Origin of the sequence: Fictibacillus nanhaiensis (assembly GCF_036213205.1) — a bacterium.
Taxonomy (GTDB): Bacteria; Bacillota; Bacilli; order Bacillales; family Fictibacillaceae; genus Fictibacillus; species Fictibacillus nanhaiensis_E.
This window is the reverse complement of record NZ_JARMFC010000001.1, coordinates 463353-475198: the sequence shown is the minus strand read 5'-3', so window position 1 is coordinate 475198 and position 11846 is coordinate 463353. Positions and strand designations below refer to the sequence as shown.

Genomic DNA, 11846 nt, shown 5'->3' with positions numbered 1-11846 from the left:
ACCAGTTGGCTACCAATCAGAACATAATTGTAAAGGGTGCTAGAGCCCATAACTTAAAGAATATAGATATTACCATACCTCGTGATAAGCTGGTTGTTTTAACCGGCTTATCAGGTTCAGGTAAGTCTTCATTGGCTTTCGATACGATTTATGCAGAAGGACAGCGTCGTTACGTTGAATCTCTTTCTGCTTATGCCCGTCAGTTTTTAGGACAGATGGATAAGCCGGATGTTGACTCGATCGAAGGACTATCACCTGCGATTTCAATCGATCAGAAAACAACAAGTCGTAACCCTCGTTCAACAGTAGGTACGGTTACGGAAATCTATGATTATCTTCGACTTCTATTTGCTCGTATCGGTCGGCCGGTATGTCCTGTTCATAACGTGGAGATCACTTCCCAAACGATTGAGCAAATGGTAGACCGAATTTTAGAATATCCCGAGCGTACGAAGCTTCAAATTTTAGCACCAGTTGTTTCCGGTAGAAAAGGGGAACATGTAAAAGCGCTTGAAGATATTAAGAAGCAAGGATATGTTCGTGTTCGTATTGACGGCGAGATGCGTGAGATATCTGAAGAAATTAAGCTTGAAAAAAATAAAAAACATACTATTGAAATTGTAATTGACCGTATTGTCGTAAAAGAAGGAGTTGCTACTCGTCTAGCTGACTCTCTTGAAGCAGCACTCAACCTTGGTGGAGGTAGCGTTGTCGTTGATGTAATGGAAGAAGAAGAACTTTTATTCTCTCAAAATCATGCCTGTCCTCATTGCGGATTTTCAATTGGTGAATTAGAGCCACGTTTATTCTCATTTAACAGTCCATTCGGGGCGTGTTCCTCATGTGATGGTCTAGGAGTAAAGCTTGAAGTGGATCCAGAGCTTGTCATTCCTGACTGGAGTCGTTCATTACGCGACAACGCCATTGCACCATGGGAGCCGATCAGTTCACAATACTATCCACAGCTTCTTGAGAGTATCTGTAACCATTTTGGTATTGATATGGATATACCGGTTGAAACCCTTCCTAAGGATCAGATGGATAAAATTCTGAACGGAAGCAAAGAGTACCTTACTTTCACATACAAAAACGATTTTGGCCAAGTGAGGAAAAACGAGATTCAATTTGAAGGTGTATTAGGCAACATTCAGCGCAGATATCGCGAAACAAGCTCTGATTATATTCGTGAACAGATGGAAGGATACATGGCACAAAAGCCTTGTCCGACATGTAAAGGACACCGTCTGAAAAAAGAAGCTCTGTCTGTATTGATCAACGGAAAGCATATCGGTGAAACGACGGCACTTTCCATTACGGAAGCAAAAGAATTCTTCGATAATCTTGATCTAACAAATAAAGAGCGTGCGATTGCAAAGCTTATTCTACGCGAAATCGTGGATCGCTCAGGCTTCTTGATTAATGTTGGATTAGATTATCTGACGCTAAGCCGAGCGGCTGGTACTCTATCCGGTGGTGAAGCACAGCGTATTCGCCTTGCGACTCAAGTTGGATCACGCTTGATGGGTGTTCTTTATATTTTAGATGAGCCTTCAATCGGCCTTCATCAAAGAGATAATGATCGACTGATTCGAACACTCGAAGAAATGCGTTCTCTTGGGAATACGTTGATTGTCGTTGAGCATGACGAAGATACGATGCTAGCGGCAGACTATGTCATCGATATCGGTCCTGGCGCAGGTGCGCACGGAGGCGTGATTACGTCACAAGGTACACCACAGGAGATCATGGAGGATCCTGCCTCTTTAACTGGGCAATACTTGTCTGGCAAAAAGTTTATCCCACTTCCAAAAGAAAGACGGAAACCAGATGGGAGATACATTGAGGTTAAGGGTGCAACAGAAAACAACTTAAAGAATGTTTCAGCTAAGATTCCACTAGGATTATTTACCGGAGTTACAGGTGTTTCTGGATCTGGGAAAAGTACGCTTGTCAATGAGATCCTTCACAAAGCTCTTGCACAAAAGCTGCACCGTGCAAAGGACAAGCCTGGTGCTCATAAGTCCATTAAGGGTCTGGAGCATATTGATAAGGTTATCGATATTGACCAATCACCAATCGGCCGAACACCTCGATCAAATCCAGCGACATATACCGGAGTTTTTGATGATATTCGTGATGTATTTGCATCTACGAACGAAGCGAAGATACGCGGATATAAAAAAGGACGTTTTTCTTTCAACGTTAAAGGTGGACGTTGTGAAGCATGCCGTGGTGATGGAATCATTAAAATTGAAATGCACTTCTTGCCTGATGTATACGTTCCATGTGAAGTTTGTCATGGTAAACGTTATAACAGAGAAACGTTAGAAGTGAAGTATAAAGGGAAAAATATCGCAGACATCTTAGACATGACGGTAGAGGATTCTGTGGAGTTCTTTGCCAATATACCTAAAATCAATCGTAAGCTAAAGACCATTCTCGATGTGGGTCTTGGATACATCAAGCTCGGCCAATCTGCAACAACTCTTTCGGGAGGAGAAGCACAGCGTGTTAAGCTTGCATCACAGCTTCATAAGCGTTCTACCGGGAAAACGATCTATATTCTGGATGAACCAACAACTGGTCTTCACGTAGATGACATTTCTCGTTTGCTTGTTGTTCTTCAAAGACTTGTAGATAACGGAGACTCTGTGCTTGTAATTGAGCATAATCTGGATGTTATTAAGCAGTGTGATCATTTAGTCGACCTTGGACCTGAAGGTGGGGATAAGGGTGGTACAATCGTTGGTGCTGGTACGCCAGAGGAGTTAGCTGAGATTGAAGCTTCTCACACCGGTCGCTATCTTGCTCCGATCTTAAAGCGTGATAAGAAACGGATGACGGGGAAGATTAAAGAAAAAGAAAAGATAGCTAAGTAAGATTAATAGAGATTCAGACCTACATAAGGGCTGAATCTTTTTTTGTTCCTTAAAATTTAAGTCACTTGAATTTAGAGAAAATTAGTATCCATAACGAGAAACAATGGTTAACAGTGCAAGATATCACGCAAAAAAAAGCACCTCTGTTTCACCAGAAGTACCTTGAATGTGTTATTTATACTTTTTCTCAGAAGACGAAGAGTTTTTTGTACCTTTCTTATCCTTTTCTTCGCGCTTTTCTTGTTTAAGATCTTCCATCGGAATAGAATCTACACTCTGCTCGCTTTCAAATTTATCAAACAAGCTTTGTTGATCCGTCTTGTATTGTTCAGGATTGTCCATTTTGCCTTTTAGTTTCTTTTTCTCTTCAGCCATAACAAATCACTCCTGTCTTAGTTATATATCCATTCCTTTTTTACGGTTTTGTTAAACAAAATCTCCTCAAAGCGACAAATTTCGTATAAAATAGATAGGTGTTTTTATTTCCATATCTTAGAAAGAAGTTTGTAAATTACATAGTTTATCAAGATTACGATGAATGTCCCGAACATCCCCGCTAGAATTCGGTCACTAACTGTAAGTTCTATAGCATTTTCAGTCATGACGCCGAATATAATGCTAGTGATCATCAGTATAGCTAATACTATAAAAAGTATTTTTAATGTTCGAATCTGTTTCAATGGTGGTAGCTCCCTTGGGTGTTTTTGTCATTATGATACGGAATTTTAGAAGTTATGTCGAATGGCTATAGAGATAAAGGAAGATTGTTTAAAGGGGTCGAAGTAAAAAAGGCACATGCCTTTTGCTGAGAGACCCATTTCGTTATTGTTCTATTAAAGCAGGAGGTCTTGTTTCATGAAGGAAGGCTCAAAAAAAGTTATTTCTGCACTATGTTATTTTAGTCTGTTCTTTGCACCATTTTTATTTCCGATATCAGTATATCTTATCGCAGATGAGCCTGAAGTGATGGAGCACGCAAAGAAATCATTTTTGTCTCATCTATTGCCTATTATCGCTGTTCCATTAGGTATTATTATCATTTTTGAAACGCAATATCATCTTATCGCTATTATTATAAGTGCACTCATTTTTGGAACGCTGACATTAATTGTGATGATCTGGAATATTGTTAAAGGAATAAAGGTAATCGTTTCATAACGATTTTTGTACAAGTAATACCGGAAAGTCTCAGACATCTTAGAATCAGCCGACGCCGGTGACGGAACCCCAAAAAGGAGGCGTCAATGTATGGAAGAACGCAAAATGATTTTAAACATGCTGAACGAAGGTAAGATCTCTGTTGAAGAAGCGGAGAAACTTTTGTATGCCCTTAACGATAAGAAGAAGTTGCAGCTAAGCTCGATCAGTCCTCTCAACCTCAAAAATAAAGCCATTAACGGTGCGACTGCTGTGAAACTGCCCACTTCCGGTTATAAAGTGGCAAAGTTTTTTGATCGTGTTGTAAAACGAATCAAGACGGTTGATTTTGATTTGAATTTCGGACCTTCTGAACCTGTTCATTATGTCTTTCAAGATAGCCATGTCATGTTTCAGGCGATGGATGTTGAAGTATACAACGGTTCAGTTACTGTCGTACCTTGGGACCGAAAAGACGTGCAAGTAGAGTGTGATGCACATGTTTATAAAGTGCCAGAAGGTTCTTCAGCAAAAACCAAATTTAGAAATGAAACGTTCTATGATTGTGATGCGACCAAGATGCGATTCTATTCAAGAAACAAGCATCAAAAGGTGAACGCCGTTATTTCAATTCCAAGAGAAGCTTATGACGAGATCAAGATTACAACCTTTAATGGTCCTGTGAAAATAAGTGATTCGCATGCAAAAACGCTTACGGTCAAAACGACTGTAGGAGCGATTGCGATGAACCACTGTACAGGGGATAACGTGAAAGCTTCGGCTGCTAACGGCTCATTAACGCTTAACGATTGTCAGTTTAAGGACGTAGAAGCAGAAACGATGAACGGACCCGTACGTCTTTCGGTAGATGCTTCACAAGTCCGTTCAGAAACGATAAATGGCTCAATCTACTGCCGTTTTACATCAGCTGTTGAAGGGTATGCATCTTTTAAGACAGTGACGGGAAAAATAGAAACAGAATTCCCAGAAACACTAGAGCTTGATGCCGTTCTTAAAACAATCGTCGGCGGATTTGTTTGTGATTTTGAATCCGTTGAGGTGCGAGAAGAAAAGAAAGAAGTGACTCGGAAGTTTCTTTCGTTTATTGCGAATGGAGGTAAGAGCTGGCCGTCATTTAAATTGGAGGCAGAAGCAAAAACAGGCTCTGTTGTGGTTCTAAAAGCGAAATAGAGGTGACTTACATCATGAAAAAGCTGAAAAGGTCGAACGATGCTAAAATTTCAGGGGTTTGCGGTGGGATTGCAGAGTACATGAATGTGGATCCAACGGTTGTACGATTAGGAACGGTAGCACTTGCTCTGTTTACAGCGGTAATCCCAGTTGGATTAGCTTACATTATCGCTCTAGCTGTCATGCCAGAGGATGGCTTATAAAATGATGAGTTGGTTGGCATCTTTACTGATCAATACCATTGCGCTAATGGTAGTAGCAGGGTACTTTGATGGTTTTCATATCGAAAACATCAGTGCTGCATTATTAGCCAGCGTTTTATTATCACTATTTAACGTTTTTCTAAAGCCGATCCTAGTCCTGTTGACTTTGCCTGTAACGATTTTCTCTTTAGGTCTATTTTTAATCGTTATTAACGCAGCGCTATTATCGTTAACGGCGGAATTAATGGGTAGCTCGTTTAACATTGATGGATTCGGAATGGCATTACTCGCTGCAGTCATCATTTCACTTCTAAACATGTTCCTGACGAATTTTGTTTTGGAACCTTTAAAAAAGAAGCGGAAAAGAAAATAAAGTAGCTGTTTTATTTATTGAAATAAGCATCTTTCATACAAGCTTGAAAAAACCGGTGGATTTTCGCTGGTTTTTCTTTTTTAAAAGACTGTTTTTATATTCATTGTTGCTTTTGAAAGTAGTTGATTTCCGCTCCAGGTTGCTCGCTTTCCGCGGGGCAAGCGGTGAGCCACATTCGTACGTTTCCGTATAAGTGTCTCACCTGGCTAGTTGCAGTGGCTAGCCCCTCGAGGTCAAAAGTTAAATAGACCATTAAGGCAAAGAGCGCCTTCCTGTTCCATTCACCTTTTGCTTGTCGGGGCTGGACGAGCCACTTCCACCTTTAAGACTGCCCGCCTGTCCTAGCCGAGAGTCTCGCACCTACCACTACAATCAAAAGTCAAAGAAGAAAATAAAAAACACTTAAAAGCACCGATCTTTTAGAAAACAACTTTTTAAATTTAAAATGATGATAATTAAGTTTCATTTTTCGTGCAGAATAGGTTTTGCATGAAAGAAAAAATGGTCATGCCTTGTTTACCTCTATGAGTGTTTTCGTTTAATACATTCTTTGTTCATCACAATCAAATCAAAAATGCCCCTTTAAAACTAGAGAGTGTTGACGGTTGTTTATTATCATCTGGTATAACCCATAATTACTTAAGTTCTTGTAATTTTTTAAAGATTCAGTTTCCATATTTTATAATTTATAGTAATATTAAGGTATTCTGTTTGAAGAAAGGACCTAATGTGACCTGTATGCCAACATTTAACCTGTAATGGAAAACAATTTAGATCGCTTCTCAATCGTTAAGAAACGCTGTGTTTCTGACCACGGGAGAAGTCTGTCTACAACCCATTACAGAGGAAATACAGCGAACTGCAGTCCGTTATTTCGGGTAACATTGCGTTCAAAGCTCTCCTTGTATGAGGGGGGCTTTTTTTACGTTCTGCAAGATTTCAAATAGAAGTTGTATTTCTTCACTACTAATTCCAGAGGTGAAGAAAAATGCAGATTCAACAATATGCTTTAGCACTACATCAACAAATGAAAGCGAACACGGTAAAAAAACAGTGTAAAATGTGCGGTAAAGTTACCACGTTCACGGATACGACCATTCGAAGGCATAACGCAAACGGTAAGAACATCTATCAGTTTGCGATATACAAATGTCCGAAAAACCATTCATGGAACAAAAAGCTCAACATCTATAAATCGTTCACAGGCCATGTCGATCCCTTATCGATCATACCTACATCCTTCAAAGAAATAGAGCCAGGAAGTAAGATTACTTCTGTTGCAAGAGGCGATTCTGCATGCGAAATAAAAATAACATCGGTCAATGGAATTTTCCGGCTGGATCGGACTCTTGCGGATCATCTAGAAGGATGGAGCAGAACTGAAATTGCACAGAGCATAAAAACGGGTAAGATTCTGTTAAACGATTGTTTAAGTAAACCAAGTCAAAGGCTCTCTGTACATGATAAGATTTTTATAGATGTAAAATAATGATATTCATTCCAGCCGTTTGCTTCGAATTCGATCAAACGGCATTTTTCATGAAAAGGAGCTGGTAATCTTGCATACGAATAGATTGACATTCCGACCGTACACAAATGAGGATTTTTCTTTTTTTGCGTCTTTATGGGCAGATCCTGATGTCGTTCAATTCATCGGAAAAGGGATAACTCGTTCAGAAGAAGAAGTTCGAAAAACATTTGATGAATGGCTTCTTCCGGGATATCGTGATGGTAGAGGTTTGTTTCTGATCGAACATAGGGAAAGTCTAGTTCCAATCGGCCACGCGGGTATTGTACAGCAATCGATTGATGGGAAGAAAGAGTTTGAGATCGGCTATTGGTTGGCCAAGGAATTTTGGGGAAACGGCTACGCAACAGAGGCTGCGATTCACTTCAAAAATTACGCTGTTCATGAACTAGGAATCACGCGTTTGATCTGTTTGATTCAGCGAAATAATAAAAAGTCTATTTCTGTTGCCTCTCGATTAGGGATGACACTCCAAAAAGAAGCGACTTTTAATACGATACCTGTAGACGTGTACAGTTGGGAGGAAAGTCAGAAATAAGCCTATAGTACTCTTTGGTTAATCAGTGGTTGAAGTGATACAATAGAATCATTGAAAAATGTCGAGGAGGACCCAATGGCTAAGGTACATATTCATGAACTCATAAAAAAATTTCATCTAGAGCTTGTTAGTGGTGAAGAAGGGATTCATCGCACGATTCGAACGAGCGACATCTCACGGCCAGGTCTTGAGATGGCTGGTTATTTTACCTTCTATCCGGGCGAGCGACTACAGCTTCTTGGTAAAACAGAGCTTTCGTTTATTTCAGAGCTCGATCCTGAAACACGAATGGAGCGTTTAACCGCGCTTTGCACGGATGAGACACCGGGAATCATCGTTTCTAGAGACATCGAAGTTCCTAAAGAACTGCTTAAAGCTTCTCATAAAAGTGGAGTGCCAATCATGCGTTCACCGGTTACGACGACGCGTTTGTCCAGCCGTATCACCAATTATTTAGAAAGTCGTTTAGCACCAACTACAGCTAAACATGGTGTTTTAGTTGATATTTATGGAATTGGTGTTTTGATCACAGGTAACTCTGGAGTTGGGAAAAGTGAAACCGCACTCGAACTCGTAAAACGTGGGCACCGGTTAGTAGCGGACGATTCAGTCGAAATCCGACAGGAAGATGAAGATACGCTCATCGGCAGTGCACCTGAACTTATACAGCATCTCCTTGAGATTCGTGGTCTTGGTATCATCAACGTGATGACTTTGTTCGGTGCTGGAGCGATTCGCAACTATAAGAAGATCTCTATCGTTATGAATCTGGAAGCTTGGGATTCTAAAAAGGTATATGACCGCTTAGGATTGGAAGAAGAGACAACAAAGATCATTGACACTGAGATTCCGATCTTAACGATTCCTGTTCGACCTGGACGAAACTTAGCGGTCATTATTGAAGTAGCAGCGATGAACTTCCGTTTGAAGAGAATGGGCATGAATGCCGCACAGCAATTCTCAGATCGTTTGACAGATGTAATTGAAGCTGGAGATGAAGAAGACCTATAAGAATGTGAAGGAAGTGTAGACTGTGGAAGAAACGATTCAACCTTTAAATCGTGTAGCACTCGAACTAGGGCCGCTCACGATCTATTGGTACGGACTTATTATTGGGTTTGGTGCGATGCTTGGTCTTTGGCTCGCAGTAAGAGAATCAGAGAGACGCGGGCTTGCTAAGGATACGTTCGTTGATGTAGTCATGATTGCAGTGCCTGTGGCCATTTTATGTGCAAGGCTTTATTATGTAGCGTTTGAATGGGACTTTTATAAAGACCATCCAGGAAAGATCCTAGCTGTTTGGGAAGGCGGTATCGCAATCCATGGTGCTTTGATCGGTTCCTTCTTAACGGCACTCGTGTTTTCAAGAGTTAAGAAAATTTCTTTTTGGAAACTAGTTGATATCGCAGCTCCTAGTATCTTGCTCGGTCAAGCGATCGGACGCTGGGGCAACTTTATGAATCAGGAAGCTCATGGCGGGGAAGTAACGCGAAACTTTTTAGAATCACTTATGCTGCCAGACTTCATCATCAATCAGATGTATATTGATGGGACTTATTATCATCCAACCTTTCTCTATGAATCACTTTGGAGTTTCATAGGTGTTATCGTCTTGCTTTATCTACGCAGAGTTAATCTTCATAGAGGAGAATTGTTCTTAACGTACATCATCTGGTATTCGATCGGACGTTTCTTCGTAGAAGGTCTTCGTACGGATAGCTTGATCGTTTGGGGAACTTCTCTTCGAATCGCACAAGTGGTTAGTTTGGTCTGGATTGCGGCAGCCGTTATCATCTGGATCTATAGAAGGAAAGCAGGATTGGCTAAACAACGATATCTTGAAAGTTAAGGGAGGCGAATGAAAAGTGGAAACGTTAAAAAAAGGCACAATTGCAGGCTTAAAAACCACTTGGACGCTAGGGAAAATTATTTTCCCAGTCACACTACTGATCACTTTGTTGAGTCACACCCCGGTGTTAGATTGGTTGATCGCTGTTTTAGCACCAGCCATGAAATGGATTGGTCTACCGGGTGAAGCGGCCATTCCGCTCGTTCTTGGTAATTTTCTGAATCTATATGCAGGAATCGGGGGAATTCTAACTCTCGATTCTTTAACGGTGCAGGATGTGTTCATTCTCGCAGTTATGCTTTCGTTTTCTCACAACCTATTTATTGAGTCTGGTGTTGCAGCGAGTGTTGGCATCAAATTGTGGGTCATTTTACTCGTGCGTATCGGCTTGGCCCTCTTCTCTGCGTTTATGATCAATCTTTTATGGGATGGCGGAACGGAAAAAGCACAATATGGTTTTATCTCAAAGCCTGAAGTGGCGCCGAACGGTTGGGGAGAGATCACGCTCACCGCTCTTGAAAAAGCATCACTCGGTATTCTGCAACTCGCACTTATCGTCATACCGCTCATGATCATCATGCAATATATGAAGGACAAAGGTTGGCTGAATAAGTTTTCAAACTGGATGGCACCTGCTATGAAACTCTTAGGGATGAAAGAGAACACATCCATGACGATGGCAGCCGGCCTTACGATTGGTCTTGCATATGGTGCAGGTGTGATGATGCAGGCTGCAAAAGAGGATGGCGTCTCAAAGAAAGATCTGTATCTAGCTTTTATCTTTCTCGTAAGCTGTCATGCCGTTGTTGAGGATACACTTGTTTTTGTACCATTAGGAATCCCGGTTCTGCCGCTGCTGATCATTCGAGTAGTAACGGCGATTGTTCTTACCGTATTAGTAGCTTACGTATGGAATAAGCTTGAACGGAAAAATCGTTTAACAAGAAAGGAACGACAACATGAAACGCAACACCATACTATTTGATCTAGACGGAACATTAATTAATACAAACGAGCTGATCATCGCTTCTTTTCTTTATACACTAGATAAGCATTTCCCAGAACAATACAATCGTGAGAGCGTTTTGCCGTATATGGGGATGCCGCTCGTAGAGACGATGGAACTGTTTGATAAAGAAAAAGTATCGGACTTGGTTCAAACGTACCGTGAACATAACATCTCACATCATGATGAACTCGTTACTGAGTTTGAAGGAGTTTTCGAAACAGTAGAAGAATTGTATAAAAAGGGCTACAAACTGGGCATCGTAACTACAAAAATGAGAAATACAGTCGAGATGGGCTTACGTCTTGTCGGTCTAGATCAATTCTTTCAAACGGTCGTTACGCTAGATGACGTGAAAAACGCGAAGCCAGATCCAGAGCCAGTTCAAAAAGCGCTAGCCTTGCTAGGCTCAACACCAGAACAAGCGATCATGGTAGGCGACAGCAAGTACGATATTCTTGCAGGGCAGAACGCTGGCACACAAACGGCTGGTGTAGCATGGACCATCCGCGGCAACGATTATTTGCAGCAGTTTAATCCAGACTTCATGCTGAATGAAATGACGGATTTGCTGGATGTTTTAGGAGAGAGATAATTGCGAAATACGGAGCGTTATCCGGTAAAAGGAAGAAACTCATTGTACCAGGTCTATGACACTGTTCCGTTCTGGAAAGTGGTAAAGAATTTCATTGCCATACAAGTAGCTCGATACACACCATTTCTACCGATGAAAAATTGGATCTACCGTACTTTTTTGAGGATGAAGGTCGGTGAAGGAACAGCATTCGCGTTGATGGTCATGCCAGACATCATGTATCCGGAACGCATTTCAGTCGGGAAAAACTGTGTGATCGGCTATAATACAACGATATTAGCTCATGAATATTTAATAAAAGAATACCGTTTAGGTGACGTGATCGTGGGCGATGAAGTGATGATCGGTGCGAACTCTACGATCCTCCCAGGTGTTAAGATCGGTGACGGTGCCATCGTATCCGCTGGAACACTCGTCCATAAAAATGTCCCAGAAGGATCTTTCGTCGGCGGTAATCCGATGCAGGTCATCTACACGAAGGAAGAACTTCTTAAGAGGGAAATGGAAAGCTAGAAATTTGTCGGAAGTTCCCCTCTTGGGTTTTCTT

14 protein-coding genes are annotated in these 11846 nt (G+C 41.2%); 12 read left to right on the top strand and 2 right to left on the bottom strand.

Annotated elements, in window-relative coordinates:
* The first annotated feature begins 5 nt into the window (after positions 1-5).
* Positions 6-2879, top strand: coding sequence for an excinuclease ABC subunit UvrA (uvrA, locus tag P4V41_RS02385; protein WP_328083244.1), 2874 nt, complete (start codon positions 6-8; stop codon positions 2877-2879).
* Positions 2880-3050: 171 nt separating this feature from the next.
* On the opposite strand, the gene P4V41_RS02380 is transcribed toward uvrA, so the two are convergent.
* Complete coding sequence (locus P4V41_RS02380) at positions 3051-3254, bottom strand: hypothetical protein (RefSeq protein ID WP_328083243.1); 204 nt, start codon at positions 3252-3254, stop codon at positions 3051-3053.
* Between the two features lie 104 nt (positions 3255-3358).
* Positions 3359-3559, bottom strand: coding sequence for a hypothetical protein (locus tag P4V41_RS02375; RefSeq protein ID WP_328083242.1), 201 nt, complete (start codon positions 3557-3559; stop codon positions 3359-3361).
* A gap of 175 nt (positions 3560-3734) precedes the next feature.
* Here P4V41_RS02375 and P4V41_RS02370 point away from each other — a divergent pair, with 175 nt between their 5' ends.
* The 11 genes from P4V41_RS02370 to P4V41_RS02320 all read left to right on the top strand — a co-directional run bounded on the left by P4V41_RS02370 (position 3735) and on the right by P4V41_RS02320 (position 11812).
* Complete coding sequence (locus P4V41_RS02370; protein ID WP_328083241.1) at positions 3735-4037, top strand: hypothetical protein; 303 nt, start codon at positions 3735-3737, stop codon at positions 4035-4037.
* Between the two features lie 90 nt (positions 4038-4127).
* Positions 4128-5207 carry a DUF4097 family beta strand repeat-containing protein gene (locus P4V41_RS02365; RefSeq protein WP_328083240.1) on the top strand — a complete coding sequence of 360 codons (1080 nt, stop codon included), beginning with the start codon at positions 4128-4130 and terminating at the stop codon, positions 5205-5207.
* Between the two features lie 14 nt (positions 5208-5221).
* Positions 5222-5410: a PspC domain-containing protein gene (locus P4V41_RS02360; RefSeq protein WP_328083239.1), complete on the top strand. Its 189-nt coding sequence runs from the start codon at positions 5222-5224 to the stop codon at positions 5408-5410.
* A 1-nt stretch (position 5411) separates the two neighbouring features.
* Positions 5412-5783 (top strand): phage holin family protein, encoded by a 372-nt coding sequence (locus P4V41_RS02355; RefSeq protein WP_328083238.1) that lies wholly within the window; start codon positions 5412-5414, stop codon positions 5781-5783.
* 988 nt (positions 5784-6771) lie between these two features.
* Positions 6772-7272 (top strand): cytoplasmic protein, encoded by a 501-nt coding sequence (locus P4V41_RS02350; protein WP_328083237.1) that lies wholly within the window; start codon positions 6772-6774, stop codon positions 7270-7272.
* Positions 7273-7342: 70 nt separating this feature from the next.
* The gene (locus P4V41_RS02345) at positions 7343-7849 is read left to right on the top strand and encodes a GNAT family N-acetyltransferase (protein ID WP_328083236.1); all 507 of its coding nucleotides are present in this window, start codon (positions 7343-7345) and stop codon (positions 7847-7849) included.
* Between the two features lie 75 nt (positions 7850-7924).
* Positions 7925-8860 carry an HPr(Ser) kinase/phosphatase gene (gene hprK, locus P4V41_RS02340; protein WP_137791665.1) on the top strand — a complete coding sequence of 312 codons (936 nt, stop codon included), beginning with the start codon at positions 7925-7927 and terminating at the stop codon, positions 8858-8860.
* Between the two features lie 22 nt (positions 8861-8882).
* A complete protein-coding gene (gene lgt / locus P4V41_RS02335; RefSeq protein ID WP_328083235.1) occupies positions 8883-9698 on the top strand; it encodes a prolipoprotein diacylglyceryl transferase in 816 nt (271 codons plus the stop codon).
* A gap of 16 nt (positions 9699-9714) precedes the next feature.
* Positions 9715-10683, top strand: coding sequence for a nucleoside recognition domain-containing protein (locus tag P4V41_RS02330; protein ID WP_328083234.1), 969 nt, complete (start codon positions 9715-9717; stop codon positions 10681-10683).
* Positions 10658-11299 carry a pyrophosphatase PpaX gene (gene ppaX, locus P4V41_RS02325; RefSeq protein ID WP_328083233.1) on the top strand — a complete coding sequence of 214 codons (642 nt, stop codon included), beginning with the start codon at positions 10658-10660 and terminating at the stop codon, positions 11297-11299. Before P4V41_RS02330 ends, ppaX begins: the two co-directional genes overlap by 26 nt.
* Positions 11300-11812, top strand: a complete 513-nt coding sequence (locus tag P4V41_RS02320) for an acyltransferase (RefSeq protein WP_328083232.1) — start codon at positions 11300-11302, stop codon at positions 11810-11812.
* Positions 11813-11846: the final 34 nt, after the last annotated feature.

Bases quoted from the DNA above. Each gene is read 5' to 3' on its own strand.
- P4V41_RS02380 (WP_328083243.1), bottom strand. From the start codon at position 3,254: ATGGCTGAAGAGAAAAAGAAACTAAAAGGCAAAATGGACAATCCTGAA.
- P4V41_RS02370 (WP_328083241.1), top strand. From the start codon at position 3,735: ATGAAGGAAGGCTCAAAAAAAGTTATTTCTGCACTATGTTATTTTAGT.
- P4V41_RS02365 (WP_328083240.1), top strand. From the start codon at position 4,128: ATGGAAGAACGCAAAATGATTTTAAACATGCTGAACGAAGGTAAGATC.
- P4V41_RS02360 (WP_328083239.1), top strand. From the start codon at position 5,222: ATGAAAAAGCTGAAAAGGTCGAACGATGCTAAAATTTCAGGGGTTTGC.
- P4V41_RS02355 (WP_328083238.1), top strand. From the start codon at position 5,412: ATGATGAGTTGGTTGGCATCTTTACTGATCAATACCATTGCGCTAATG.
- P4V41_RS02350 (WP_328083237.1), top strand. From the start codon at position 6,772: ATGCAGATTCAACAATATGCTTTAGCACTACATCAACAAATGAAAGCG.
- hprK (WP_137791665.1), top strand. From the start codon at position 7,925: ATGGCTAAGGTACATATTCATGAACTCATAAAAAAATTTCATCTAGAG.
- ppaX (WP_328083233.1), top strand. From the start codon at position 10,658: ATGAAACGCAACACCATACTATTTGATCTAGACGGAACATTAATTAAT.